At 56.8% G+C, this 25,433-nt stretch carries 21 protein-coding genes, 5 tRNA genes and 1 riboswitch; of the genes, 9 read left to right on the forward strand and 17 right to left on the reverse strand.

All coding sequences use genetic code 11. The features are described 5' to 3' along the window. Window positions 1–70: 70 nt before the first annotated feature. The 3 genes from ABD796_RS08045 to ABD796_RS08055 all read right to left on the reverse strand — a co-directional run bounded on the left by ABD796_RS08045 (window position 71) and on the right by ABD796_RS08055 (window position 3,357). The gene (locus ABD796_RS08045; RefSeq protein WP_344905609.1) at window positions 71–928 is read right to left on the reverse strand and encodes a CAP domain-containing protein; all 858 of its coding nucleotides are present in this window, start codon (window positions 926–928) and stop codon (window positions 71–73) included. 7 nt (window positions 929–935) lie between these two features. Further along, window positions 936–1,069: riboswitch (cyclic di-AMP (ydaO/yuaA leader) on the reverse strand. Window positions 1,070–1,270: 201 nt separating this feature from the next. Next, window positions 1,271–2,170, reverse strand: a complete 900-nt coding sequence (gene purU / locus ABD796_RS08050) for a formyltetrahydrofolate deformylase (protein WP_344905613.1) — start codon at window positions 2,168–2,170, stop codon at window positions 1,271–1,273. A gap of 59 nt (window positions 2,171–2,229) precedes the next feature. Further along, on the reverse strand, window positions 2,230–3,357 hold the full coding sequence (locus ABD796_RS08055; protein ID WP_344905616.1) for a deoxyribonuclease IV: 1,128 nt from the start codon (window positions 3,355–3,357) through the stop codon (window positions 2,230–2,232). Window positions 3,358–3,467: 110 nt separating this feature from the next. On the opposite strand from ABD796_RS08055, the gene ABD796_RS08060 reads away from it, so the two are divergent. After that, window positions 3,468–3,896 (forward strand): DUF2621 domain-containing protein, encoded by a 429-nt coding sequence (locus ABD796_RS08060; protein ID WP_344905619.1) that lies wholly within the window; start codon window positions 3,468–3,470, stop codon window positions 3,894–3,896. Between the two features lie 95 nt (window positions 3,897–3,991). Here ABD796_RS08060 and ABD796_RS08065 read toward each other — a convergent pair whose 3' ends face one another. Together ABD796_RS08065 and ABD796_RS08070 are read right to left on the reverse strand one after the other, a co-directional pair. Continuing rightward, on the reverse strand, window positions 3,992–6,697 hold the full coding sequence (locus ABD796_RS08065; RefSeq protein WP_344905622.1) for a hypothetical protein: 2,706 nt from the start codon (window positions 6,695–6,697) through the stop codon (window positions 3,992–3,994). 204 nt (window positions 6,698–6,901) lie between these two features. Beyond that, window positions 6,902–8,227, reverse strand: a complete 1,326-nt coding sequence (locus ABD796_RS08070) for an ABC transporter substrate-binding protein (protein ID WP_344905625.1) — start codon at window positions 8,225–8,227, stop codon at window positions 6,902–6,904. Between the two features lie 252 nt (window positions 8,228–8,479). On the opposite strand from ABD796_RS08070, the gene ABD796_RS08075 reads away from it, so the two are divergent. The 3 genes from ABD796_RS08075 to ABD796_RS08085 all read left to right on the forward strand — a co-directional run bounded on the left by ABD796_RS08075 (window position 8,480) and on the right by ABD796_RS08085 (window position 12,373). Beyond that, a complete protein-coding gene (locus ABD796_RS08075) occupies window positions 8,480–9,382 on the forward strand; it encodes a helix-turn-helix domain-containing protein (RefSeq protein ID WP_344905628.1) in 903 nt (300 codons plus the stop codon). Between the two features lie 140 nt (window positions 9,383–9,522). Beyond that, entirely contained in the window at window positions 9,523–11,265 is a 1,743-nt protein-coding gene (locus ABD796_RS08080) for an AraC family transcriptional regulator (RefSeq protein ID WP_344905631.1), read from the forward strand. 115 nt (window positions 11,266–11,380) lie between these two features. After that, a complete protein-coding gene (locus ABD796_RS08085) occupies window positions 11,381–12,373 on the forward strand; it encodes an ABC transporter substrate-binding protein (protein WP_344905634.1) in 993 nt (330 codons plus the stop codon). 154 nt (window positions 12,374–12,527) lie between these two features. Here ABD796_RS08085 and ABD796_RS08090 read toward each other — a convergent pair whose 3' ends face one another. After that, window positions 12,528–13,145 carry a DUF1697 domain-containing protein gene (locus ABD796_RS08090; RefSeq protein WP_344905637.1) on the reverse strand — a complete coding sequence of 206 codons (618 nt, stop codon included), beginning with the start codon at window positions 13,143–13,145 and terminating at the stop codon, window positions 12,528–12,530. 118 nt (window positions 13,146–13,263) lie between these two features. Continuing rightward, window positions 13,264–15,528: an FAD-dependent oxidoreductase gene (locus tag ABD796_RS08095; RefSeq protein ID WP_344905640.1), complete on the reverse strand. Its 2,265-nt coding sequence runs from the start codon at window positions 15,526–15,528 to the stop codon at window positions 13,264–13,266. A gap of 133 nt (window positions 15,529–15,661) precedes the next feature. Between ABD796_RS08095 and ABD796_RS08100 the strand changes: the two genes are divergently transcribed. From ABD796_RS08100 to ABD796_RS08110, 3 genes are all read left to right on the forward strand, one after another. Continuing rightward, entirely contained in the window at window positions 15,662–16,603 is a 942-nt protein-coding gene (locus ABD796_RS08100) for a helix-turn-helix domain-containing protein (RefSeq protein WP_344905642.1), read from the forward strand. A 35-nt stretch (window positions 16,604–16,638) separates the two neighbouring features. Further along, entirely contained in the window at window positions 16,639–17,595 is a 957-nt protein-coding gene (locus ABD796_RS08105; protein WP_344905645.1) for a helix-turn-helix transcriptional regulator, read from the forward strand. A 63-nt stretch (window positions 17,596–17,658) separates the two neighbouring features. Then, on the forward strand, window positions 17,659–18,198 hold the full coding sequence (locus ABD796_RS08110) for a DinB family protein (protein ID WP_344905648.1): 540 nt from the start codon (window positions 17,659–17,661) through the stop codon (window positions 18,196–18,198). Window positions 18,199–18,354: 156 nt separating this feature from the next. On the opposite strand, the gene ABD796_RS08115 is transcribed toward ABD796_RS08110, so the two are convergent. The 7 genes from ABD796_RS08115 to ABD796_RS08145 all read right to left on the reverse strand — a co-directional run bounded on the left by ABD796_RS08115 (window position 18,355) and on the right by ABD796_RS08145 (window position 22,762). Beyond that, window positions 18,355–18,897, reverse strand: a complete 543-nt coding sequence (locus ABD796_RS08115) for a thiol-disulfide oxidoreductase DCC family protein (protein ID WP_344905651.1) — start codon at window positions 18,895–18,897, stop codon at window positions 18,355–18,357. Between the two features lie 151 nt (window positions 18,898–19,048). After that, window positions 19,049–19,726: a response regulator transcription factor gene (locus ABD796_RS08120; protein ID WP_344905653.1), complete on the reverse strand. Its 678-nt coding sequence runs from the start codon at window positions 19,724–19,726 to the stop codon at window positions 19,049–19,051. A 17-nt stretch (window positions 19,727–19,743) separates the two neighbouring features. Further along, window positions 19,744–21,108, reverse strand: a complete 1,365-nt coding sequence (locus tag ABD796_RS08125; RefSeq protein ID WP_344905656.1) for a sensor histidine kinase — start codon at window positions 21,106–21,108, stop codon at window positions 19,744–19,746. A 177-nt stretch (window positions 21,109–21,285) separates the two neighbouring features. Next, complete coding sequence (locus tag ABD796_RS08130; protein ID WP_344905659.1) at window positions 21,286–22,383, reverse strand: lactonase family protein; 1,098 nt, start codon at window positions 22,381–22,383, stop codon at window positions 21,286–21,288. A 90-nt stretch (window positions 22,384–22,473) separates the two neighbouring features. After that, window positions 22,474–22,556 (reverse strand) — tRNA-Leu (locus ABD796_RS08135). A gap of 32 nt (window positions 22,557–22,588) precedes the next feature. After that, window positions 22,589–22,661, reverse strand: a tRNA-Lys gene (locus ABD796_RS08140). Window positions 22,662–22,690: 29 nt separating this feature from the next. Next, a tRNA-Glu gene (locus ABD796_RS08145) sits at window positions 22,691–22,762 on the reverse strand. A gap of 173 nt (window positions 22,763–22,935) precedes the next feature. On the opposite strand from ABD796_RS08145, the gene corA reads away from it, so the two are divergent. After that, window positions 22,936–23,865: a magnesium/cobalt transporter CorA gene (gene corA, locus ABD796_RS08150; protein ID WP_344905662.1), complete on the forward strand. Its 930-nt coding sequence runs from the start codon at window positions 22,936–22,938 to the stop codon at window positions 23,863–23,865. A 207-nt stretch (window positions 23,866–24,072) separates the two neighbouring features. Here corA and ABD796_RS08155 read toward each other — a convergent pair. From ABD796_RS08155 to ABD796_RS08165, 3 genes are all read right to left on the reverse strand, one after another. Continuing rightward, window positions 24,073–24,158: transfer RNA gene (locus ABD796_RS08155), tRNA-Ser, on the reverse strand. 4 nt (window positions 24,159–24,162) lie between these two features. Beyond that, window positions 24,163–24,235, reverse strand: a tRNA-Asn gene (locus ABD796_RS08160). 17 nt (window positions 24,236–24,252) lie between these two features. Continuing rightward, on the reverse strand, window positions 24,253–24,726 hold the full coding sequence (locus ABD796_RS08165) for a SprT family protein (RefSeq protein ID WP_344905665.1): 474 nt from the start codon (window positions 24,724–24,726) through the stop codon (window positions 24,253–24,255). Between the two features lie 142 nt (window positions 24,727–24,868). Here ABD796_RS08165 and ABD796_RS08170 point away from each other — a divergent pair, with 142 nt between their 5' ends. Beyond that, window positions 24,869–25,222, forward strand: a complete 354-nt coding sequence (locus ABD796_RS08170) for a hydrolase/acyltransferase (RefSeq protein WP_344905667.1) — start codon at window positions 24,869–24,871, stop codon at window positions 25,220–25,222. The last annotated feature ends 211 nt before the right edge of the window (window positions 25,223–25,433 follow it).

Raw genomic sequence — 25,433 nt, forward strand, 5'->3', positions numbered from 1 at the left:
AATATTCAATACAAGCCAAACAGCCGAAGGAAACCTTCGGCTGTCGGATTTTTGTTTCAGAATCTGCGAATTAGTTGGCGATAAATTCCTGCACCCATTCGCCGTTATAGTACGCTACGCCGATCTTCGTGAAGTTCGGGCTCATAATATTTTGCCGGTGGCCTTCGCTGTTCATCCATGCATTCATGACTTCCTGCGGATTGCGTTGGCCCTTGGCGATATTCTCTCCTGCATACGAATATTGAATGCCGTAGGACTTCATCATATCGAACGGCGATCCGTAGGTCGGGGACGTATGATCGAAATAGTTATTGTTGTACATGTCTTTCGCTTTGTCCAGCGCCATGTTCGTCAAGGCCGCATCGCTGGCAAGAGGCTTCAGACCGGCTTTTGCGCGCTCCTGGTTAACGAGCGACACGACTTGCTCGGCATAAGCCGATGTCGGAGCATTCTCGTTGCCGGTAGGGGTGCCGCCCGTGCCGGTTCCGTTACCTGTACCGGCCCCCGGACTCGGAACCGTTCCCGTTTCCGTACCGCCTCCGGCTTGTCCGCCGTTCGTCCCGTCGTCTCCGCTTCCTTGATCGGTTCCGGAGCTGCCGTTATGGTCAGCACCGCCGCCTTGCGAACCCGGAATACCGTTCGACATTCCCGGCCATACTATAGTCGTCTTACCTTGCTGGATCGATTGAAGCAGATCGTTCAGAGACAGACCGTTTAGCAAATCGCTCAGCGATTGACCGTTCAGCTTCAGCCCGTTCAAGGACTGAACGTTTAGAGCTTGACCGTTCAAGGACAGTCCGTAGCAATCGGCTATATTTCCATTCGACACACGATCCGCCGACGTGCTGGGTGAAGCGTACGCGGAACCTGTACCGACGATTACGCTTAGGGCGAGTGCTCCGGTCATTACGGTTTTCTTGAAACGCATGTAAAAATCCTCTCCTTGTTTGGGCCTGCGAGGTTAGCTGACGGGTTCGGGTCAAAGAGCAATCCCCCTGCCCTGCGATGGGCTTCACCCCGGAACATTGGGTTCCCCGCGCTTCCGAAGAAGCTTCGGCCTGTTGTTGTATTCCCCATGAAAAAACGGCAAAAGCTTGTTGCGGCCTGCCGTCTCCTCTGCGGTTTCTACATCGTAACATGGCTCTATGGACGGGTCACTGCATAATGTTTTCCATTCGGCCGGGAAGCCTTGCTGCGCATACAAAAAAAGAACATCTTGCGCGTCCGGAAGACGGCGAAAGATGTCCTTATCTTTTCTATGAAAACCGATTCAATTAAACACAACCGTTTTGTTCTGATGGGTTAAAATCCGGTCCTCGGCATGCCATGCGACCGCTCTGGCCAATACGATGCGTTCGATATGCCGGCCGATCCGCTTCAACGCGTCTACGTTGTCGCGATGGCTTACTCGCTGCACGTCCTGCTCGATGATCGGTCCTCCGTCCAGCTCCTCGGTCACGTAATGCGCCGTCGCCCCGATAATTTTCACGCCGCGCGCATAAGCCTGCGCATACGGTTTACCTCCTACGAAGGCCGGCAGGAACGAGTGGTGAATATTAATGATCCGGTTCGGGAAACGCTCGATGAACGTCGGGGAAATGATCTGCATATACCGCGCCAGAACGATCGTATCGACTCCCCCGGTCAACTCCAGCTGCTTCTCCTCCGCTTCACGCTTCGTTTCGGCGGTAACCGGAACGTGATGGTACGGAATACCGAACGTTTCGACCGTCTCCCGCATATCGGGGTGGTTGCTGACGACCATGGCGATATCGGCGTACAAGTCGCCGGATTTCCATTGCCACAGCAGCTCCAGCAGGCAGTGGTCCTCCTTCGAGACGAAGATGGCCAGGCGCTGCTTCCGACCCGCTTGCGTCACCCGCCAGTCCATGGCAAATTCACGGGCAGTCGTCTCGGCAAAATCGCGCTTCAGAGCGGGCAAGCGCTCCTCCAGCTCCGGAAGATCGAATTCCAGCCGAATGAAAAACAGTCCGCCCTCCGGGTCCATCGTATACTGGTCCGACTGGACGATATTCGCCCCGTGCCGGGATAAGAATTGCGAAACGCCCGCGACGATTCCCGGGCGGTCCGGGCAAGAGATCAGCATCCTCGCCCTCTCGCGATGACGGTCGGAACGGGGATGATTCGTTGGTGTAACCAATGGACTCATAATGGCTTCTCGTTCCTCTCTCTCTTCTCCGCTTGTTTCTTGATCAAGCTGCCCGCCGATCAGACTGAGGCCAACAGCTCCTTGCCGGCAAACCATGCCGTAATGCGATGGTTGATCTGCTCCTCGCTCAGGTCGGGGAACAAACGGCTTTCCTCTACCATATCGTACAGCCGTTCCATCGGCTCGCGCGGGTCGGCCTTCTTCGCCTTTGCATCGTTCTTCAGAACGTCCCAGGTAGACAAAATAAATTCGCGGTGATCGATCTCCTGCTTGCCGAAATAATGATGCAGCCGATCCAGATGATCGAGGAAATCCCCTCCGAAGCGCCCGTTCAAATCTCCGCGCAGCAGGGCAATTTCCGCTTCGTACATCGGACGGACGGTTTTGTCCTCTTTGCCGATCCACGGCGTTTCCAAAATCATCGGCAAATGCTGCAGACTGTCGTGGTGCACGATATAGTTCATCGCTTTGTAGCCGATCAGCCCCGCGCCGACCGGAGCATGGCGGTCTTTGCCGGCCCCGCGGACGTTTTTGCTATCGTTTAGATGGATAACGGCCAGCCTGTCCAATCCGACCGTTTTGTCGAAATGATCCAATACGCCGTCGAAATCGTTCACGATGTCGTAACCGGCATCGTGCACGTGACAGGTGTCCAGACAGACGGTCAACCGCTTGTTGTCCTCGACCTTGTCCATAATCTGCGCCAGCTCCTCGAACGAACGGCCGATCTCCGAGCCCTTGCCTGCCATCGTTTCCAGCGCAATGTTGACGTTCGTGTCCTTCGTGCCGCGAAGTACTTCGTTCAGCCCTTCGGCGATGCGGGCAATGCCGTATTCGGCGTCCTTGTCCGTGTAAGCGCCCGGATGAAGCACGATATTGCGCACACCGAGATAGTCCGTGCGGCGGATCTCTTCCTGTAGGAAGCGGACGGCCAGCTCGAACGTATCTTCTTTATACGAGCCCAAATTGATAATATAAGGGGCATGAACGACGATTTCACCGATGCCGTTTTGCTCCATAAGAGCTCTGCCTTCCTCGATATATTGCTCCTCGATCGGTTTGCGTCTGGTGTTTTGGGGCGCTCCGGTATAGATCATAAACGTGCTGGAGCCATACATGGCGGCTTCCTGCGCCGCATTCAGCAGCCCCTTGTCGGAAAAAGAGACGTGCGAGCCTATTTTCAACATCGTCTTCGACTCCTTTGCTTGTACTTCCCTTTATTGTACTAAGAAACTTCAAATAAATCTAGGAATGCGGTATAATTCCAGTAACACCAGCCGGACAAGGAGAATGAATCATGCCTTCGCAAAGTTTCATGCTGTTTTTGCTGTTTTGGGGCTTCGTGCTGCTCGCCTTTATGTCCATTGGCGGATTTTTCATGTTCCGCAAGTTCATGAAGGTGCTGCCGAAGGCCGACGGCAAGTCGAAGCTCGATTGGCAAAATCATTATGTCGATGCGTCCCGTCATCTGTGGACGGATGCCTCCAAGGCGTTTCTGGAGAAGCTCGTGTCTCCGGTCCCCGGCGCGTTCCGCGATATTGCCCGCCATTCCATTGCCGCCCGCATCGGACAGGTCGCTCTGGAGAAGGGCGCGCCTGAAGTGACCGAGCAGCTGTGCATCGAAGGATATATTCTGGCCACGCCGAAGCGCGATTACAAAAGCCTCGTGTCGTTTCTCGACAAGAACGGCATCGATTATAGCCCTTACAAGCATTTGCTGCACTAGAGCGCTTGCCGTACGCCTAAAACGAAGCAGCCCCTCATTCGAACGTCGAATGGGGGGCTTTTTCAACAGGATGCCTTACGCGCCGGCGAAATTTTCTAGTAAGGGGCGTCGGCGACAACCCGGATCCGTATAGGTGCCGATTCCACCGTCGTTCCGTCCAGCGATACCTCCGCCCGGATATCCGCCTCTCCGATGGCAGACCCGGTTGCTCGGCCGTACACGTCCACCGATACCGTTTGCGGATCGCTCGACGTGTAACGGATCGTCGCCGCGCCAAGATTCGCTTGCTTGCCGTTCGCAAGCAAGCCTTCCAGCCCCATTACGGCAGAACCGTGCAAGGGAAGTGCGGATGCATATGTGCTGATCGTGACGGACTGCAGTTTAACCGGAAGCCGGTAGAGGTCCTTGCCTTTCGAGAAAGCGTAATAGATGCTCCCATCTTTCCCCAATGCGCTAAAATCCGCCTTCGGAACCAATTGCTCGAACTCCAGCGTATCGGGATCAATGACCGTAATCGACAGCCCGATCGTCGTGTATAAATACCCGTCATCCCCGACATACAGCTCGAAGGGACGGTAAGCGCCAAGATTGTCCAAGTTCGGCGAGTAGAGCGTGCGGCTCTTGACCACATCCAGTGTAACCGGATCGAGCGCGAAGATGGCGCTTCCCGTCACTCCCCACAGCAGCCCGTCCGGACCGAAGGCCAAATTGCCGATAAGCGGCGGCTGGTGGCCGGGCAGATCCAAGGAACGCTCCATGATTTTCCGTTCGCCGGCCACATCCCATATGACCAGTTTACCTTGCGCCTCTGTGGGCTCTATGCCCAGTCCTCCGCGAATGGAGGTGCTTCCGTACAATTTCCCGTCCCGATAAGCCAATCCCGTAATGCTTTGATTATGGACGAGGCTCGAATTGGTATATTCTTTCCATGTGTTGTCGACCGTATTGTGGACGGTCAGCTTGCCTCCCAAGTGCCCGTAGTTGGGGAACGTTCCGATGAACAATTTATTATCCCCTGAGGCCATGACATACGGCCGGTCTTCGTCCTGAATATCGTATGCGAGATACGGATTACTGCCCGCTGCCGTTCCGAACTGCCATGGCCGAACCGGATCGTACTCGAATATTTGAGCGCCGGTGTACATGCCGTAATACACTTTGCCGTTCAAAAATCCGATGCTTTCCGGTTGAGGCGTATGAAATTGCTGGACAAGGAAGCTTCTCGTCAGCGGATCATAGATACTGACCCCTTGATGGTAACCGCCAAGATACAGCTTGCCGTCCGGGGCCGCTTTCATGACGTGCGTCTGCACCGGAGAACCGCCTATGGCCAGATTTACCGAAACCGAGCTGCCGCTTACCGGATCGAACAGAAATCCGTCTCCGTACAACGACGTGCCCGAAAGTACGTTTTTGCCGGCAAACGGTCCTGCCGCCGGATGGACCCAGTCCAGCGCAACCATTCCTGTAGCGGACATGGAAGGCATTGTGCCGACGTCCTGCTTCGCGCCCGTGTCGAGCAGATAACTGTATATGTTTTTCCCGTTCGTATAGTAGACCAGATTCGCGTCATCGGGCGAAGGCGGCGACAGCTTCCCGCTAAAGGGGAATGCATCGATTTGTCCAAACGTCGCTGCATCGAGCACGTAGAGCGAGCCTGCGCTTACAAACAGTTTAGCGCCATAAGCATAAACGTCATTAATGAACGTTGCGGTAGTCGGCACGACAATGTCCGTTTTCGCGCCTGTCCGCCGATCGTAACGAACCACCACCCGAGATTCGGAATCGGCGTAAGTGCCCAGACCGGCGTATACGTAGGAATCGGAAACGCCAAGTCCGCGAACATATTGTTTGCCTGGCTTCATGACGCCTAAATCCCGGAACGTGCTCGTCTGTGTGTCGTACTCGAACATTTTGCCTGTCGGGTACACCCCGCCATAAATATAGCGGCCATCCGGGGAGGCCCCGAGATCCCAGACAAACGTACCAGACGGATTAACGCCGAGATTGTCGATCTTCCGCAAGGTTGGCGAATAGCGATACAGCCGTCCGTTTTCCAGGCTGGCGAAATAAACGTTGCCGTCCGGCGAGAATGTCATCCCCCATACAATATTTTCTCCTGGAAGTTGTTCCGAAAAAAGCTTCTCCCCCGTTGCGGCATTAAGCGCGTAGAACGTACCCGGTGCCCCGTTCCCGAAAAAGTACGTTTCCGGCGTTCCGTCCGCAGCCCGCCCGACGGCTCCCGAATTGCCAAGCTTATTCATGACGGCATCGGGAATCGTCTGCACCGGTCCGAATTGAGGCTTCACTGAAAAGTCCCCTCTTCGTACGAGCGAGATGTCGTCGAAATAACCGACACAGGTTGTGCTGACTCCGGAATAGGGCATGATTCGCACGCCCGCCGCTCCTTCCGGCACCGTACCTTCCACGATGGCATACACCCAATTGCCGGACGTGGGACTGCTCTTCCATGGGTCGGCAAAGCTATGATGCTGCCCGGCCGCATTGACAAATTCCATGTACAAGACAGCGGTACCCTGCTCGACCCGCACGTACGCTTCGGCACGGAATCGCTCGCCGGGCTGCGCCGCGAAGATGTCGCTCCATGCACCGCCGTTGACCGATCCCGTCAAATCCTCAACTTTCAGACTGTAGCGCCCCCCGTGGTATACGCTGTCCGAAACGGTCGCACCCCCTTGACGGACGGGAGTCCATCCGGGAATAATGCCTCCTGCCGCGATCTGCTCGAAGCCGGGATTCGTCAGCATATTGACCATTGGCGCCGGTGTCCGCTTCCCCATGCTGTCCCTCCCCGTCTCTCCTTCTGTCTGTGCTAAGGCACCGGTACTCCAACAAATGACGGTAACTAACAGCATGGAAACCATGCGAACTGTCCTGAATAAGATCATACCTATTCTCCTGTTCGTCCGTATTTTCGCTCAAGAACGGCAAGCTTCTCCCTCCGCGGTCGCATTTGTTTTCCTTGCCGCTATGAAATGGCAAAGTTACTTTTTCTTCTGCTCTTCCAGCAGCTTCTTCAGCTTTTCGTCCAACTGACGGAGCGAAGTGTTCATGTCCGATTTGCCGCTGACGACGTCCAGGTATGCAGCGATGACGGAAGCTTGCTGGTTTCCGAGCGGAACGTCGATAAGTCCAGGTTTTCGTTTTGGGGTAGGGTCTGTAGGCGGATAATACGAAACCGCTTTCATATTTTTCGTTTTGTAAATCGCGTTTCCGCTGCCGAGCGCGTCTTGTACCGCCTTGTCGTTCAGCGTCGTCGGAAGTCCCTGCCTCGAATCCTCCATTTGAATGTCGTCGGATAGCATTTCCATGACGACCTGGAACGCTTCCTCTTTGTGTTTGCTCGTTTCCGAGATGGACCAATAGGCAGGTCCGCGTTGGCTTACCCGTTTCGGGGCGCCCTCCATCGTCGGGAGCGATACGATATCCCAGTTGATTTCCGGAGGGATGGTGAGATAGACGCTGTGCAGATTGGCGGATAAAGCGGCATTCCCTTTGCCGAACATGGCCATATCTTCAGCGGCTGTATCGGGATAGGCGTTGCCCGGTACGTCATAGAAACGTTGAAGGTTGGCGAAAATGGACCGCCATTTGTCCGGATCGGCCAACTGGTCTTTTTCCGGATCGAGGATCGGCAGCGAAAACGGGTTATCGCGAAGCATGCCCGTCACATTGGCGCTGAAACCGCGAATAGGTTTGCCGGCGTCCGTCCTGGTCATTTTTTTGGACAACTCATACACTTCATCCCAGGTCATACCGTCGTTCGGGTAAGGCACACCGAACTTGTCGAACAAATCTTTGTTGTAGTAGAGCACGTTCGGGAAATAGGGAGGCACAGGCAGGCCGTACAGCTTTCCGTCGCGCGTATAATCTTTGATTTCCTGAATGAACGCGAGATTGAATCGGCTCAAATCGTATTTGTATTTCGTCACGAGCGGAGTCAGATCGAAGCCAAGGTTGAAATCGAGGTAGCCGATTCGCAGCGCCGGGATATCCGTCCGAATAATATCGGGGGTTTCCCCGCGCGCAACGAGATCCGCCATTTTGTTTCCCACGCTGCTAGTCTGGTAGCGGATCGTTATATGAGGGTACTTTTTCTCCAGCGCTCCCCGGAACCGTTTGTCGAATTCCTCCTTGCTAACGCCATCCGTAAAAATGCTTAACGCAATTGGCTCTTGTTTCGCTTCCGTCTTGGGTACTTCGCGTTCCTTGTCGGCGCCTGTACCGCTCCCCGCTCCGCAGCCGGCGGCTGTTACGGCGGCTGCAAGGCCTGCTAGCGTCAACGGCACCCATCTGTGCTTGAACAACATCGATAGTCCTCCCCAACACCGTATGAAAGCTAAGCATTCCTCTTCAAGCCCCTGCCCCCCAAACTATCGCCTCCTTTCCCGCATTCGCCATCTTCCTATTATTGCTTTTTTTATATGTGCAAAGTCCTTTCATAGGAACTGCGAAAATGCTAATATAAGCCTATTATAAAGTTGTTTCGTCCAGGTGAGAACGATAACAATATGCTCCCAATAGGTAATAAATTGCTCATAATTCGATGTGGAGGGATTCCCATGATCGACGCCAAGCTCACTCCGACCGGCAATTTCTGTTTTCTGCTCCTGAACGGAATCGGTATGTCCAGCATCCCGGCACATATTCATTCCATGGGAATCGAAGAGCAGACCTCTACCGCCTACGACCATAACGGATTCAAGCGCGCCATTCCCGACAACCTCTTCGTTTTTCAATATACGTTATCCGGACACGGTGCGATTCGTTTAGGGGAGCATACGTTCGAGGTCAAGCAGGGACAAGCTTTTTTTGTCAAGCTGCCAAGCGATCATAGGTATTATTTGCCGCAAGACAGCGGTTATTGGAAATTTTTATTTATTGTGCTCGGAGGAACGGCTGCGGAGGAATGCTGGTCACAAGTGACGCGCAGACATGGGGAACTTCTAACTTTACCGGCGGAGAGCCTGCCAATCCGGACGTTTTTAAATCTCTATGCACAAGCGGGCAGCAACCCGATTGCCGACCTTTACCGTTGCTCGGAGCTTGCTTACCGGTTTTTAATGGCGTGCAGCCGCCACTTCCTCGTGCTGGGGGCCGAAGAGGAGACTTGGCCGGAAAGCATACGAAAAACGGTAGCCTTGATGCGGGAAAACTATGCCGAGCTCGGCGTTCTCGATGAGCTTGCAGCGTACTCCGGACTGTCGAAATATCATTTCCTGCGGCTGTTTCACCGAACGACCGGATTGACTACAGGGCAGTATGTCACGCAAATCCGAATGCAGCGGGCCATTCAGCTTCTACTCGATACGAAACAAACGGTCGAGCAGATCGCCCAATCGATCGGGTATGCGAACGGCAACTATTTTTGTAAAGTGTTTCGCAAAACGATCGGTCTGTCGCCTCAGCAGTTTCGCAGCAATCGATTCGCATCCCCGTCGGATCGCGTAACGTTTTTACGGTAAATCACCTATGGAATCCTTAGGGCTGCCCAGCGGTTGCACATACCGAAGACCTCTTACCGCTTTGCATTGTCCTTCATGGGAAAATCGATTACAATAGTTTATTGAGAACGGTTATCATTTACTGATAGGAGGGACACGGTATGAAAGCAGCTTCTGACAGCGTGTATGGCAGCGGTGGCGACGGCGGGGATTCCAACAGCCTGCTTTTCCGTTTTGTCGATCTGGAGACGCTCCCGGCTGACGCGAACGCATCGCCTTCCGCGTGGCTCAATGCCGCATCCGTGCCGCTGACGGACTGCATAAGCAAAACCGATCCCAGGTGCCCTCCATTACCGGAACCATGGCTCACCCGAATATTCGCCGACTGCTGCGCTCTGCTGGTCGTCACTGGCGGGACGGGCGAGCTGACCGCCGACGGCTCCGCCTATTCGCTGGAAGCCGGAACGAGCCTGCTGCTGCCTCCCGGCACGCTCGCCCGGTTCCGTCCGCATCCGTCCCAGCCGCCGCAAGGCTATCTGCTTACGTTCGAGGCTCTGCGCGAGGACGGTTTCGTCGGCACCATCCGCCAATACCGGATAGCCTCGAATCCGTTTTCCTGCAGAGGACGGCTGCCCAAGGCCTCCTTCCGGGAGCTGTTAAGCCAGATCAGCCGGATCGCGGAATGCCGCAAGCTGCCCTCTGTCGAGCGGAGCCACAGGGACCAGGCTGCCTTTTACAAGCTTGTCTATATGCTGATGGAATTGGAGGGAGAAGCGGAGGACGGCGGCTCCCGTCAGGCGGTGCTGCGTACGATCGAAGTGATGGAGCGCCGCTATTTCGATCCTCCCGGACGGGACGAGCTAGCCCAAATCGCCGGGCTAAGCCCTTGGCATTACTCCCATCTGTTCAAAAAAACGACCGGACTCGGCCCGAACCGGTATTTGGCGGAAATCCGCATCCGCCGCGCCAAGGAGCTTCTGCTGACCGGAACGGCTTTGCGAGATATCGCCCATCAGGTAGGCTACGGGGACGAATCCCACTTCCGGCGCACGTTTAAAGAGCTGGTCGGCGTCTCCCCCTCGGCATTCGCGAGAAGCAAGCGCGACAAAGTCGCCGCAGTCAGCTACCATTACGCGGCGCACCTGCTCACGCTCGGTATTATCCCGTACGCCGCCCCCGTCGACAAGGAACGGGAGCGCCACCGCAGTCTTTATCACGACCGCATTCCGGTACATCTGCTGCGCGGCAAAAGCTTGCCTGCGGAGCTATGGCGGCAAAATATGCAGAGCTTGGCCGACGCCAAACCGGAGCTGATCTTGTGCGATGAGGTCATCCCACCGGAAATTGGCAGACAGCTGCAGCAGATCGCTCCGACGGTCGTCGTCCCCTGGATGAAGGAACAGTGGCGCGGTCACTTCCGGACAATAGCCGCCCTGCTCGGCAAAGAAAAGGAAGCCGACCGCTGGATAACCGACTATGACCGCAAAGCCGCCGATGCCAGGGAACGCATCCGCGGATTGATCGGGCAGGAGACCGTCGCTTTGTTCCACATCATGGCCGGCCAACTTGTCATCTACGGTCAAAGAAACGGGGGCTCGGTCCTGTACGGCGATCTCCGGCTAACGCCGGCCTGCGACATCCAGACCATCGCCGTCTTCCGGGTCGTAACCGAAGAGCAATTGCCCCTTTACGATGCCGATCACGCGCTTATCGTCGTGGACCGCGACCCCGCTTCGCTGCGGCTGTGGCAGCAGCTTCGGACCGGGTATGTATGGCCGAACATGCAGTTCGCCCGCCGAGGACATGTGCGGCTGATTGAAGAGACGCCATGGCTGGAATACTCCCCTTACGCACACGCTATGATCGTCAACGACGCTCCCCGCCTGTTCGCCTACGATCGGTGAAATCGCACAAAATGCCCCCCGATTCGCGCACGTTTCGCTCTGGCGGTCGGGGCAAACCCGATGATACAATACTAATTGATAATGAGAATTAGTATCATAAGGGGAGACTTCCAATATGCCGCACCGTATTCGCACTTTACTCCATCCGTTCCTGATTGCCTTTCTCGCGCTCGCCATGCTGGCGAGCGGCTGCGGCTCCAAGCCGACTCCCGCCGAAGAGAAACGGCAAGGCGGCGAAGCCGCTCCCGCCCCTTCCTCTACCGCAAGCGCACCGCAAGAGCGTGAGTTCAAGCATGCGCTCGGCACGATGAAGCTGACCGGTCAGCCCAAACGGATCGTCGCTCCGTATATAGAAGACGCGCTGATCACCTTAGGCATCCAGCCGGCTGCCAAATGGTCGCTCGGCGATCTCGTGCAGGACTATTTGGAGCCGCATTTGCAGGGCGTACCTAAGCTCGATTTTACCGGCGGGCTGAACAACGAAGCGCTTCTGTCCACGAATCCCGATCTGATCGTATTGTATACGACCAACTTGGCCGAGAAGGGCGCTTACGAGCAATATTCGAAAATCGCCCCGACCTACGTGTTCAACGACGCGACCGTCGACTGGAAGCAGACGCTGAAGACGCTCGGCGACATGACCGGCACGTCCGACAAAGCGGGCAAAGCCATTGCCGCTTACGACAGCAAGGTGGCGAACGCCAAAACAAAGCTGCAGCCTTTCGTCAAGGATAAGACGTTCGCCGTCATCCGCGCCAAGCCGAAGGAAATCCAATTAATGGACGGCTCGTTCTATAGCGGTCTCGTCTTGTATGCCGATCTGGCTCTGACTCCGCACAAGCTGGTCAAGGAATGGTCCTGGCAGCGCGCCCAGACGCTGTCGCTGGAGAAGCTTCCGGAGCTGGATGCCGACTATATTTTCGTCCTCGTCCAAAGCGAAACGTCAAGACCGTTGCTCGAGCAGTTCCAATCAAGCCCGCTCTGGAAAAACATCCCTGCCGTCAAAAACGGGCATATCTACGAAATGCCGAGCAACTACTGGATGGCCAGCGGCGCCATCGCCAACACCGCCAAGATCGACGACGTGCTGAAAACTCTCGTCAAATAGGCGAAGCTTCTTCCGGATTCCGCTCCAAGACGGTTTGCCCTGCCGGCGCTAAGTTGCGGGCAGGAGCAGCGGTATCTCGAACGGAACTCAAAAGCGCCTGCCGTGTTTCCCTCCGGGAATTGAACGGCAGACGCTTTTTCTTTTCCTGCCCCCCTCAGTCCTCCCGCGCCATGGCGGCCAGCTTGCCGACGGTTTGCCAATTGCGGGTGGTGGCCGTTACGCGCAGCTTTTTCTCCAGAAAATTGTTGGAAAACAACGACTTTCCGTACTGTCCCCGACAGCGGATATACACCTCCCGACCGGATACCCGGTACTCATCAACCTCGCTCCGGAAGCCGGACAGCACGTCCACCGCTGCGGCGGAAGGTGCCTCGGCCAGGAACGAGACATACACCTTCGCTTCCTCCGCGTCATCTTCCTGACCGAACGGATTGCGGGCGATGACGTCCTCCAGTTCGGCGTGCGTTCGCACCACCGTCTCGACCCTATAGCCCAGCGCCTCCTTCAAGGCGCTTTCGATCATGACCCGAACCGGCTCCGACTGCTGCCCCGCTTCGAACACGACATTGCCGCTCTGGATGTACGTCCTCACCTTCCCGACGCCCATCGTCTCGAAAATTTCCCTCAGTCGCTCCATCTTGATCAGCTTCTGTCCGCTTACGTTAATGCCGCGCAGCAGCGCAATGTAGGTCGTATCGCCCACCGGTTTCACTCCCTTTTCCGCTTGTGGAATACCGCTGCCCTTTGCAGACGGTTTTCTTCTACGATCCATTATCGGCTATTCCCGCCACGAAATACAACGCAAGAGCCAATAGGGCAAGCGGAGCCGTCTCGCGACAGCCGCTTGCCCTGCACTTCATTTTACCCGTATCGTTTAGCCTTGCTAATGATTAACGCCCTTCACCGTCGTACACGCGAACCTCGATCAGCTCTGCATAAGCGCTGCCGTTGGTCGCTTCCGCCACAATACGCAGTCCGTCCGTCTCCACCGGCGCCTCCAGACGGTGAACCCGCGTGCGCTTGCGGTTGTCAGTTACGTGCAGCAGCGTTTTCCAGCCGGAGCCGTCCCGGGCCTCGATCCGGTACTGCTTCACCAGCTCCGGAATAATCTCGAACGGCGTATGGTGGTGATGCAGATTGATCAAGTCCTCGTTCACGTCGTCGTTAAAGGTCAGCTCGATGTTCCGCAGGGCAACGCTCTTGTCCCAATCCAATTGCAGCCATTGCTCCGAGCCGTCCTGCAGCTCCGCCGACATCCACTGCTGAGGTCCGCCGTACGGACGGCGGTAGCCGTTTGTCGCCTTATCCGGCGCATAGGCGGCCGTATCTCCGAGCGCCCGGAAGCAGAACGGCTTGCGCGCTTTGCGGGCCATTCGCCATTGCACGACCGGCTGGTCGGGCCGGTGGTCCTCCAGCTTGGACGGAGCGTGCGGTGCCCCACCATTGAAGAACGGCAGCACCCCGGACATCGGCTCGCTAGAATGATACAAGCTAACCGCTTTGTTGGTGCGGACGATCACGAACGCATTTTGTGCCTCGTCCGGTTCCCACTTCAGATCGAAGCGAACCCATTGCTCCGTTCCGGGCTCCACGGCGGCGGCCGCTTCCGCGCGCAGCGTATGTGGCACGTAGTTTTCCTTGCGGCCCGTACTCCAAAGCTCCAGCTCGACGGTCGTCACCTCATCGGCATCCAGCAGCAGCTCCAGGCCGTCCAGACGCGGATCTACGGGAAAGAGCAGCGCCGCATCCTGATCGAGCCGGTGACGTTCCTGCTCATGACGCTCCACCGAAAGACGGGTGAGCGAACCTGAAGCCGTCAGGCGTGCCTTTGCAGCCAAGTCGCCTTCGTCCGTATTGCGCAGTCCGACGATCGATGCGTCCTGGCGCAGCAGCGTCTGCAGCAGCTCCTCGCGGTGGCTGTCGTGCAGCTCGCGCGGCGTCACGCCCTTGGCCGCGCACAGCGCCGCGCCCGTCCCGGCCGCTTCGCCGATGACCGCGCACGTCGCCATGACCCGCGTCGTGCCGAAGGCAACGTGAGAAGCGCTAATATCCCGCCCGGCCATGAGCATATTGCGCACGTTGACGGAGTACAGCGAACGGAACGGAACGTGGTAGACGCCATCGATATGCAGATGCTTAGAGCCGCTTTCCGTCGAATACATGCCTTGCGGCGGGTGAAGATCGATCGACCAGCCTCCGATGGCGACGCCGTCCTCGAATGGGCGTTGGGCGATAATATCGTTCTGGTTAAGCACGTAGTCGCCGATGAAGCGGCGGTATTCTCGCTTGCCCGGAAGCGCTCCGACCCATTCCAGCGTCATGTTGGCGGCTTCGAATTTGCCGGAATTTTTAATGTAGTCCCAAATGCCGTAAATGACCGACCACAGCTCGTCGCGAATGCGCTCGTTGTCGTGAACCGTATCCAGCTCGCCACCCCACTCGATCCACCAATAATGACAGCCGGAATCTCCGCTGCGGATGACGCGTTTGATCGGGATCGTCGTTTCTTCGATATTTTTGACAAAGGACGGGGGTACGAATTTGACCGGGCGGCCGACATCCTTTGTGTAAAACAAGATCGTGCTGCCGAGCGTAATGTCGTCCGCGATCTCCGGCGCCCATTCCTCGTTGTATTCCTGCTTCGCTTCCCGGCCGATCCGGTACTTGGCTCCGGCCAAGAAGCCGACGAGCCCGTCTCCCGTACAATCCAGATAAACCGCGCTTTCGAAGCGGATGCGCCGCTCCGACGCCATCATCCAGCCGGTTACGGATCGGATCGTCCGGTCATGCTCGTCGCCGTCGGCCTCCACCTCATGCACGTCGGTGTTCAGGAACAAGCTGATGTTCTTCTCCGCTTTGACGGCCTCCAGAACGACCAAATCCCACAAATACGGATTGCCGTCTGGATTGCGGTACTGATTCTCCACGAACAGCTCGCCCATAATGCCCGTTTCCCGGGCGTAGCGATGGGTGCCGTGAGCCGTAGCTCCGCATACCCATACCCGCACCTCGCTGCTTGCATTGCCGCCGAGCACGGGACGATTTTGCACCAGAGCCACCGTCTGCCCGAGGCGGGCGGCGGCAATTGCCGCGCATACGCCGGCCAAGCCCCCGCCGACTACTGTAATGTCCGTCGATACTGTCTCATTGCGCATAGCCAAAACCACCTTAGTCGGTATATGATGATATATATAATTTCATCATACCAGCTCATCTACGCCATTAAATGCACGATACGATCATCTTTTGTGTCTTTTATTTCATCACCTGCGAAGGAGGACTGCAGCCATGACCGACCCGGATCGCCGAAACGGCCCGCATGACGGGGATTGGAGCTTATACCGGTACTCTTCCGGCTCTCTTCCGCCGACGGATTCCGCGCACGCGGAGTCCCCCACCTCCCCGCTCCGGTTGGCCGTCCTGGAATGGAGCGCCCGCAGCTATACGTATTGGGAAAGCAAGCGGGAATTTGCCCTCCCAGTGGATACATATCCGACCTGGTGTCTGTTTGCGGTGGAACAGGGCTCTTTCGCCTACCGGATCGGAGAGGAGCAGGGAATCGCCGACAGCGGCAGCCTCGTGCTGTGTCCGCCTTCCGTAGCCTTCGGGCGCCGTATGATAACCGAAGATTTAACCTTCCATTTTGTGCTGCTCACGCTTTTATCCGAAGCTTGGAGAGCAGCCGATTGGAAGAACGTCAATAAGGAGACGGGTCCCCCGCTTCCTGTCCGCTTCGAGCCGGAGAACCGGCAGCGGCTGTTCGATACATTCGGCCAGTGGAGACGCTGCGGCTCCTTAGCACTACCGGATCGTTTATCGTTCATCACCCATTACTGGAACGATATATGGAAAACGTGGTGTCTGGAGCGCATCCGCCCCGACCGCCTTGCGGACGACGAGCCGTGCAGCGACAAGCTCATGCTGCGGGCGGCGCGGCGGCTGGAGCAGCAATGCTCCGTTCCGTTCGGCGTCAAGGAGTTGGCGGGCGAGCTCGGGCTTAGCCCGGTTCAGCTCATTCGCCGGTTTCGCGCCGCTTACCGGATTACGCCAGGCGATTACTTGACCGGGCTGCGGCTGGAACGGGCGTGCCGGCTGCTGCGCGAAAGCCGGATGACCGTGGAGCAGATCGCCGCTTCCTGCGGCTACGCCACCGGTTATTACTTGAGCCGCCTATTCGCCGCCCGTTTCGGCATCGTTCCGTCGGAATACCGAAAGCGGCACCGCGTATAAGAAACCTGCGATAGAACGGGGAGGAGATCCGCGCCTTGAATAAAACCGACCGGATGTTGGCCATCGTGCTCGAGCTGCAGCGCAAAGGAACGCTCCGCGCCGCCGACTTGGCGGAGAAGTTCGAGACGAGCGCAAGAACGATTTACCGCGATGTACAGGCGTTAAGCGAGGCAGGCGTACCGGTCGTCGGCTCGCCAGGTCAGGGCTACTCCTTGATGGACGGCTATTTTTTGCCGCCCGTCGGCTTTACCGCCGAAGAAGCGGTTACGCTGCTGCTTGGCCTCGACATGGTGACTGGGCAGTTCGACGCCTCGTATGCCGCCAAAGCCACAATGGCGCGAAGCAAGATCGAAGCGATTTTACCAGGAACCGTGCTGGAAGAGTCTCGCCGGATGCGCTCGGCTTGGAAAATGATCGAAAGAAACGCATCATCCGGCAGTCGGGACCGGGAGGCCGCTTCGAACGGGCTGCCCCTTCTCCGGCAAGCCATTCTGGAAGAACGCGTCGTACAGTTCCTCTATACGAAGACGCGGCCCGCGGCAGGCAGCGAACGGGAGACTGTCCGCGAAGCCGAGCCTTACGGGCTGGTGCGCACAGGCGGCGCCTGGATGCTGGTTGCCCATTGCCGGCAGCGCCAGGACATACGGCATTTCCGTCTGAGCCGAATCCGTGAGCTGATCTTGCGGGACGAGCGCTTTTCCCGGCCCGCCGGCTTCGATCTGCAAGCGTACCGGCCCGTCGACGACCGGAATGTCGCGGTTCAGCTGCTATTTCGTCCGGAGTTGGAAGCGGCTCTTCATGAAAACGACTATTATTATTTGGAAACCATCGAATCGGTGGATAACGGCATCCTCGTTACTCTGCGGGTGCGGCAACCCGAAGAAGCGCTGCAATGGGTGCTCGGATGGGGGGCCGGCGTTACGGTACTTGCGCCGGAACCGCTGCGTTTGCGTATGGCGGAGGAATGCCGGAGCATGCTCGAAAGCTACTGACATACAGCTGTCAGCAGCGTTTTGTTACGATGGGGACATTCAACCAAAAAGGAGCTTATCCCTATGCATGCTAAGCAAACGTTGGAAAAATTCGAGGAACTGGCCGGCTTGTACGAGCGGCAGTTGGAGCGGTACGATATGGAGCAATTGACCCGCTCGCCGGAGAAGAACGAATGGTCGCTCGGTCAAATGTATGTCCATTTGATTCAATCCGCTCTTCACATGCATTTACGTCATATCGAATCGTGCCGAGAACCGGGGCAACAGGCGTCAAACGAAACGGCCGGAAGCAAAACGGAAGAAGGCTTGGCCGTCTTCGCGCTAGGCGCCTTACCGCCCATTCGCATTCGCGTGCCGGCTTCCCGGGCCTATACCCCTTCCCAGCCCGAAAGCAAACAGCAACTGACCGAAGGCTTGCAGGAGGTCGTCCGGCGCATGCGGCAGATCGAGCCCGAGTTGGACAGCATCCCGCTCTCCCGTACGGCCGCTCATCCCCGCCTGGGCGCACTGAACGCGAAGGAATGGTTTTCTTTGATCGAGATGCATTATCGCCACCATCTTCGTCAAAAGGAACGGCTGGACGTCTTTCTTGGAGCGGAGTAGCCAGGTGCATAGCAAAAGCCTCTGAGCGAAGCCATTTCGCCGAAGTACATCCGAGCCTTAGAAGTTTTCTTTTCTTGGTACAGAACGTGTCATTTCGCTTTATCCCTTTACCTTTAGCGAAGTTAAACTTTTGTATCGTTAAGAAACCTAGCCGCGTTAGCCGATAAACCGGTCTCTTTCCTCCGGTCCGGGCACCAGGCAATGGTCGCTGCGGCCGAACCAGCCGTACCGGCGACGCGCGATAAAGTCGTATACCGGATCGCGAATAGCCGCCGGCACCGCGACGAAGACGTACAGCAAGGGCCACAAACCGCGCAGCAAGCGGAATACTTCCAGCGCCGCCCGCGATTTGGTATACAACTTGCCGCTCCTCAGCAGCATGAACGTACCCGGGTCGCCCCCGTCTTCACTCTCAGCGGCAGCGTCCTGCGCCTTTCCGGCTCCGGCTGTACGAGGAGAGCGTTCTTCTGCGGAGCTGGCTTTGCCTGCCGTCATACCGCCCGTTGGGGGAACGGCGGCTGGTCCGGACGGACGGATCCCGTTCGACCCGCGAAGGGCCAAGCCCGCTTCCGAATCGAGGGCGGCAAACCGAAATCTCCGCTTCGGATCTCGGCTGATAACGAACCGCACCACAGCGTGGCACAGGTTGCATTCGCCGTCGAACAATATGATGCTGCCCGTATCGCCCTGTCCCTTCATGATGTCCTCATCCTCCCGCCGTTTGTAACTCTATTGTACGTGCCGGAAACCTTCGGCCACAGTTCCAACTTTCATGCAACGCTTCTCCGCCAAGGTACTACGGATTATGGTACGGAGCGGGCCGCCAGGAGCGATTCGCGACGGGGGAAAATTAGCGTTTGCTTTCGCCGTTCCCGTCCTCGCGTCCCGCCGAATCAGGGTCCGGCAGCAGTCCTCCCCTCCGAACCTTCTCCACCGCTTCCTTGCTGCTTTTGACGCGAAGCTTTTTGAGCATTTTGTTCACCTGGTTTTTCAGCGTGCTCTCCGCCTTGAACAGCCTCCTCCCGATCTGCGGCTGCGTGTACCCTTCCTCCAGCAGCTCGAACAGCTCTCGTTCCGCGCCCGTAAGCTCCCTGAGCTGCTCCTCCCGCTTCAGGCGGGCGAACTCCTTCAGCAAGGCCTCCAACGGATTGACGCCTCGGACCGCTCCGCGAATCGTCTGGGGAAGCGTACGGTATTCGGACTTGACGACATACTGGACCGCTCCGGCGGTAAAAGCCTGTGTAATGACCGATTCGTCGTCCAGCGAGGTTAGCATAATGACTTTCACCTGGCCCTGGCGGGCTTCGATTAGCTCCATAGCCGCATAGATTCCGTCCACCCTGCCCGGCGTGAGGCAAATATCCATCAAGGCCACATCGAACTCCAGCGTACCGGCCAGCTTGGACGCCTCCTCGCGGCTTGTTGCCGCCCCTACGACCAGCAGATCCTCTTCCTTGTTCAGAAAAACCGTCATCGCCTTGATCCAGTCCGGATCGTCCTCCACGATCAACACTCTCCACGGGCTCATGGCTCCATCCCCCTTCCTTACTTCCGTTTTCCCGTCGGGAACAGCAGCCGTACTGTCGTCCCCTCCCCTTCAACGCTGTTCAGCTCGATGGAGCCCCCGCTTTGCCGCATCACCTGGTAGGCGTACGTTAAACCAAGCCCGAAATTGCCGCCGCCCCTGCTCGCCTTTGTCGTATAAAAAGGCTCCAGCACGCGTTCCAGCCGGTCCTTGGCAATCCCCGATCCGGTGTCGCGAAACGAAACGGCTATACCTCGCTTCGCTTCGGCAATACGGACGTAAAGCGTACCGCCCTCAGGCATCGCTTCGGCCGCATTATGGACGATATTGGTCACGACCTCGCCTACATGCACAGGGTCGACCCGTACGATCGGATCGCATTCCGTCAGGCGCTCCACCGCGATGCGGCGCTCCGTCAGCCACGGGCTCATGCCCGCCAACTGCTCGCCGATCCGCTCCGCCAGACGCAGCGGCTCCTCCCGCAGCACGATCTCCCGGGTCTGGCCGTGCATACGCTCGACCATTCGCCTCATATGCTCGGCGGATTTCTCGATCAGCCCGAGCTGCTCCGAGGCGTCTGGATGCTCCGGACCGAGAGCGAATTTTACATTGTCCGCGCACATGGAGATTTTGGCAATCTCGTTCTTGATCGTATGATTGAGCATTGCCGTTCCCGAGCTGACTGCGGATACGGCGCTATCCAACGGATCGCGCTCCAGCCGTACCCTCACCCCGAGCACGCCGGAGCCAAAGGCGAACGCCACGCCGGCGAGCAGCGAATAGGCAATGAACACCGCGACGTAATCGAAAAAATAATAACCCGGCTGCCAAAGACTCCCCACATTGATAAACCCGGCGATGGCCGCCAGCGTCGGCACCGACAGCACCGCGACGGCAAGCCGTTCTTTTTTTCTCCAGCGATTCGTTTCCCGAAGCCAGCCCGCGATAAGCAGCCAGCAGGAAGCAGCGTAGTAAGGCACCGCCCACAACAATAAAATAAGGAAAAAGCTGCGCGATGCGCCGACCGCCGCATATACCGCCGCCGACAAAGCGACCGGTACGAGCAGCGCCAGCTTGAGCCGGGTAAGACGGGTTGAGGAGAATCGGCCGGCATACACCGCGCAAAACACAAGGACGCCGTACGGAGTCAGCGTGTGGTTGACCGCCTCCAGCACCTGCGCTGCTGCGTTCAGCGGCCCCAGCCATCCGGCTGCGTCCGGCCGCTCCGCCAGCAGAGGCAGCGCCGTCCCCCGCATAAAGCCTACCAAGCCGCCAACACTCGCGAACAACAAGAAAAAAGCAGCCCACCGGTTCGCCATTCGCTTCCGATGCAATAGGAACAGCACGAACGCTGCCGTAAGCAGCGCCACAAAATAAACGAGCAATTCCGCTCACACCCTTTTATGCCGGTTCTTAGCCAAATCATACCCTTGATTCGTCCACGGTTTCAAGCCGAATGCCGGGCATCCGGCAATCAATCCAAAAAGCGGTTCTCCGGATCGATCGGAAAACCGCTTCATTGTTGTTTCTATATACCCAAGCCCCTCGGGAAGAACATCCGCCTATTGCTGAGGCGCAGAGAACCAGGCCATTTTCACGCATACCGGTTTGGAAGCCTCGACCGTCACTCCCGTATACTCCAGCCGTCCGGTTGCCTTGTCAACTTTAAACACGACCACATTGTCCGAATCCCGGTTGGCCGCCAGCAGAAAATCCCCTTCCAGCGAAAGCGAGAAATGCCGCGGATGACCGCCGCGGGTCGATACGTGTTCTACCGTCCTCAGCTTGCCCGTTCCCGCATCGATCGCATACACGACTATGGAATCGTGTCCACGGTTAGAGCCGTACAAGTAGTTCCCGTCCGGCGAAACCTGCACTTCCGCGCATGCGCTCTCTCCGGCGAAGCCTTCCGGCAGCGTAGACACGACTTCCAACGGCTGCAGGATGCCTTCCTCCGCCTCGTACCGGAACGAAGCGACCGTCGAATCCAGCTCGTTAATGACATAAACGAATCTTCCGCTCGGATGAAAAGCCAGATGACGGGGACCCGCACCCGGAGGCACCGAAGTATCGCCGTGGAACTCCAGCCTGCCCTCATCCGCCAGCAGCCGGTATCCGCGAATCCGGTCCATTCCCAGATCGGGTACGAAAGCAAACCGGTTATCCGGGCTGAAAAAGACCGAATGCGGATGCGGCCGGTCCTGACGCTCCGGATCGACACTGCTTCCTTCATGCCGCTTCGCATCGAGCAGCTCGCCTACCGTACCGTTCTCGCCGGAGGCTAGCAGGCCGACCTGCCCGCCCGAGTAGCTGGCCACCGCAAAGTAACAGTTCGTTCCGTCGCGCTGGATGTGGCAGGTCGTCGTGTTGACGGTACCGCTCCGGCTCAGCTCCGTCAGCTTGCCGGAAACCGGATCGATCGCGAACGATACCGCCGCCCCTTGCCGCTGTCCGTCCACAAACCGCTCGGCAATCGCATGCAGCCGCAAGCGATCGGCATCCAAGCTGAGAAAGGTCGGGTTCTGCAGTCCCGCCGCGCGGTCAAGCGGCGTCAGAGCCCCGCTCTCTTTGTCCATCCGGTACACATATACGCCGTCATTCGCCGCCTCCGCATAAGAACCGACAAATACGAGCATATAACCTTGGGAATCTTGTGCCATCGAAAGTTCCTCCTTTGGGAATGGGATCTCCTGTTTCTGCAAAATAGGAAAAGAGCCCCGGACTATGCGTCTAGGACTCTTTGTGTACGATGCGGTCGGAGAGACTCGAACTCTCACGGGCGTACGCCCACTACCCCCTCAAGATAGCGTGTCTGCCATTCCACCACGACCGCAGGTTGAGAGTTGTCCGGATCAACTCTACAGATGAGCCATGTAGGACTCGAACCTACGACACCCTGATTAAAAGTCAGGTGCTCTACCAACTGAGCTAATGGCTCGAGGAAGCCAATGCTTCAACTTGCTAAAATGACCCGTAGGGGATTCGAACCCCTGTTACCTCCGTGAAAGGGAGGTGTCTTAACCCCTTGACCAACGGGCCTCGTTTACCATTATGTTGTCGCCCTTCGAAGCGACAAGAGTTATTATAGCCGATATCGAATACAAAGACAAGCTCTTTTTTTCGGATGCGTTGTAGCGCCAAGCATCCCCCGCTCCTTTTTCAAATCGCTCCGCCGTGTGGTATGCTGTTGCCATAATGGAGGTGCCCCGGCCATGCTCATTTATACGAAGTCCACCGGTCGCGTGACCCGGGAACAGATCCGCGTGCCCGGTCCGGACGAGGTTGTCTGGATCCGGCTGCGTTCTCCGGAGCCGGACGAGCTGCAGCACGTTTTGCACGATATGTTTCATTGCCATCCTTTGCTGGTCGAAGACTGCATGCACCTGAACCAGCGTGCCAAGATGGACCGGTACCAGGACCGTATTTTTATTTCCTTTTACGCGCTGGACGAGCACCTGAAAGCGAGCGAATTCGCCACCGTCATCGGCGACAGCTTCATTATCACGGTCCACCGGGATGAAATTCCGTTTTTCGAGACGTTGGAAAAGGAATGCGAACAGCTCGAAGAGTTGATGGAATCGACCGGAGCGATCTTGTACCGCATTTTGGACCGGTGCGTCGATGAATATACCAATCACACGAACCAGTTGGACGACCGAATCGACCGGTTGGAGCAGTCCATTCATCATAACCCTTATACCAAGATCGCTCAGCCGATTTTTAAAATGAAGCGGACGCTTCATCTGCTCCGCCGTATTTTTGCCGAGGAACGAACGCTTGTGGGCTCCATCGTTCATCAAAACTTTCCGTACATCCGCCAGGAGTCGGACGCCTATTTTATGGACGTGTACGACCATCTGTCGCGAATCGTCGATTCGATGGATATTTTTCGCGAATCGCTGAACGGCTTGCTTGAGCTGCAAATGAATATGAGGTCCGACCGGATGAACGAGATTATGAAGACGCTGACCGTAGCCAGCACCTTTTTTATGCCCTTAACGTTTATAGCCGGCGTTTACGGGATGAATTTCAAAGGTATGCCGGAGCTCGATTGGAAATACGGCTACATTGGCATTTGGGGCGTGATGATCGCCATTTCGCTCAGCCTCTGGATGTATTTTAAAAAGAAGAAGTGGCTATGAGAAGAGGGGTTCTCCTCCCTCTCTCCTTCAAACGCAAAAAGCCGCCATGGCGGCGGCTTTTCTTGGACGGAGAAAGAGGGATACTCTCCGGCCTCCGAGACTGCGCAGCCTTTCCTATCGAAGCATCGCTCCGACGCCCCCTCTTCTCGGGTTCTCCTCCCTCTCTCCTTCAACGCAAAAAGCCGCCTAGCGGCGGCTTTTCTTGGACGGAGAAAGAGGGATTCGAACCCTCGCGGCTGTTACACCCTAACGCTTTAGCAAAGCGCCCCCTTCGGCCTCTTGGGTATCTCTCCAAAGCTCCCCGAACAGGACTCGAACCTGTGACAACTCGGTTAACAGCCGAGTGCTCTACCAACTGAGCTATCAGGGAATGTACTACTGAATTTATCACGAATTGGAGTTCAAGTCAAGCGTGACAAGCTTTAGCTTCCCTCTGCATGCGCCGCACGCATACTTGCCCGGATCCATGCGCCGCTTGCGCAAATAAGAGGTTCCACAGGAGACGCATTGAAGCTTGTATCGGAACGGCTGCGCCGGCTTGCGCATGCCTAGCGACTGGCAGTACCGGGTGCCACCGACCTCGGCAAGCAGCCTTTTAAAATCATCGTCCCGGTGCCTATACCCTTTCCGCTGCAAATGCAGATGGTAATGGCACAGCTCATGCTTGATGATTTTCTCGACTTCCTCCGCTCCGAACGCCTCGTATTGGTGCCAGCTAATATCGATATTGTGCGACTTCATGAAATACCGCCCGCCGGTCGTCCGAAGACGGTGATTGAATGACGCCGTATGCAGAAAGGGCCGTTTGAAGTATTGCAACGACACCCGTTCGATCCACTGCTGCAGCTCCTTGTCGTCCATACCTGCCCCTCCCTCCAAACAAGACTTCCGGGTATAACCTGTACTTGAATTTTAACTCGTTCTTACGCTACACTGTCAAGTAGAACGAAACGGAAACGGATCACGACGCCCGGAAAACGCCGAGAGGAGAACAACTACCGCCATGCCGAAAATGAGATACGCCGTATTATTGCTCGGCTCCACCCTGGAATTCGTGGAAATGCCCGCAGACCACGTGTACCAGCTGACCGCACTCAACCGCCGTCTGCATAAGGAACTGGACAAGCTGACCGCCTCCAATGTCCCGAGCCTGCCGCATGTGGTCGCCGAATGCGACGCGCTGGATATCGTGGACAACGCCTGTCCCGTGCGTCACGGACTCGAATACATGAATGAATTGGAGCAAGCGTTTGCCGCGTTGGACGAGAAGGCTTACCCGCTTATCTCGCTGCTTACCGAAATTCGCGCTCTGCAGGCCCAGCTAGAGCAATGGTACGAAGAGGAAGAAGACGCTTAGTACAAAATCAGAGCCACCTCTGTGTATTCCGGAAGGCTCGATCCCTTGCGGTGCAAGGGATTCGGTCCATTTCACGGATACCGTTTAAGGCCTAGCTTTGTACTACATAAGTTGAACGAAATCACTTCCTGGAAATGGCCGCTTTCAACTCCATTCCGCTGAGTCTTTTTTTCAATCCAGGAGTTGAAAACAACATGTCTGAGCAGCAAGG

This window comes from Paenibacillus hodogayensis, assembly GCF_039536325.1.
Taxonomy (GTDB): domain Bacteria; phylum Bacillota; class Bacilli; order Paenibacillales; family NBRC-103111; genus Paenibacillus_AB; species Paenibacillus_AB hodogayensis.

What these genes read in the sequence shown, in the direction of transcription:
- ABD796_RS08045 (WP_344905609.1), bottom strand. Translation starts at nt 928, where the DNA reads ATGCGTTTCAAGAAAACCGTAATGACCGGAGCACTCGCCCTAAGCGTA.
- purU (WP_344905613.1), bottom strand. Translation starts at nt 2,170, where the DNA reads ATGAGTCCATTGGTTACACCAACGAATCATCCCCGTTCCGACCGTCAT.
- ABD796_RS08055 (WP_344905616.1), bottom strand. Translation starts at nt 3,357, where the DNA reads ATGTTGAAAATAGGCTCGCACGTCTCTTTTTCCGACAAGGGGCTGCTG.
- ABD796_RS08060 (WP_344905619.1), top strand. Translation starts at nt 3,468, where the DNA reads ATGCCTTCGCAAAGTTTCATGCTGTTTTTGCTGTTTTGGGGCTTCGTG.
- ABD796_RS08065 (WP_344905622.1), bottom strand. Translation starts at nt 6,697, where the DNA reads ATGGGGAAGCGGACACCGGCGCCAATGGTCAATATGCTGACGAATCCC.
- ABD796_RS08070 (WP_344905625.1), bottom strand. Translation starts at nt 8,227, where the DNA reads ATGTTGTTCAAGCACAGATGGGTGCCGTTGACGCTAGCAGGCCTTGCA.
- ABD796_RS08075 (WP_344905628.1), top strand. Translation starts at nt 8,480, where the DNA reads ATGATCGACGCCAAGCTCACTCCGACCGGCAATTTCTGTTTTCTGCTC.
- ABD796_RS08080 (WP_344905631.1), top strand. Translation starts at nt 9,523, where the DNA reads ATGAAAGCAGCTTCTGACAGCGTGTATGGCAGCGGTGGCGACGGCGGG.
- ABD796_RS08085 (WP_344905634.1), top strand. Translation starts at nt 11,381, where the DNA reads ATGCCGCACCGTATTCGCACTTTACTCCATCCGTTCCTGATTGCCTTT.
- ABD796_RS08090 (WP_344905637.1), bottom strand. Translation starts at nt 13,145, where the DNA reads ATGGATCGTAGAAGAAAACCGTCTGCAAAGGGCAGCGGTATTCCACAA.
- ABD796_RS08095 (WP_344905640.1), bottom strand. Translation starts at nt 15,528, where the DNA reads ATGCGCAATGAGACAGTATCGACGGACATTACAGTAGTCGGCGGGGGC.
- ABD796_RS08100 (WP_344905642.1), top strand. Translation starts at nt 15,662, where the DNA reads ATGACCGACCCGGATCGCCGAAACGGCCCGCATGACGGGGATTGGAGC.
- ABD796_RS08110 (WP_344905648.1), top strand. Translation starts at nt 17,659, where the DNA reads ATGCATGCTAAGCAAACGTTGGAAAAATTCGAGGAACTGGCCGGCTTG.
- ABD796_RS08115 (WP_344905651.1), bottom strand. Translation starts at nt 18,897, where the DNA reads ATGAAGGGACAGGGCGATACGGGCAGCATCATATTGTTCGACGGCGAA.
- ABD796_RS08120 (WP_344905653.1), bottom strand. Translation starts at nt 19,726, where the DNA reads ATGAGCCCGTGGAGAGTGTTGATCGTGGAGGACGATCCGGACTGGATC.
- ABD796_RS08130 (WP_344905659.1), bottom strand. Translation starts at nt 22,383, where the DNA reads ATGGCACAAGATTCCCAAGGTTATATGCTCGTATTTGTCGGTTCTTAT.
- corA (WP_344905662.1), top strand. Translation starts at nt 22,936, where the DNA reads ATGCTCATTTATACGAAGTCCACCGGTCGCGTGACCCGGGAACAGATC.
- ABD796_RS08165 (WP_344905665.1), bottom strand. Translation starts at nt 24,726, where the DNA reads ATGGACGACAAGGAGCTGCAGCAGTGGATCGAACGGGTGTCGTTGCAA.
- ABD796_RS08170 (WP_344905667.1), top strand. Translation starts at nt 24,869, where the DNA reads ATGCCGAAAATGAGATACGCCGTATTATTGCTCGGCTCCACCCTGGAA.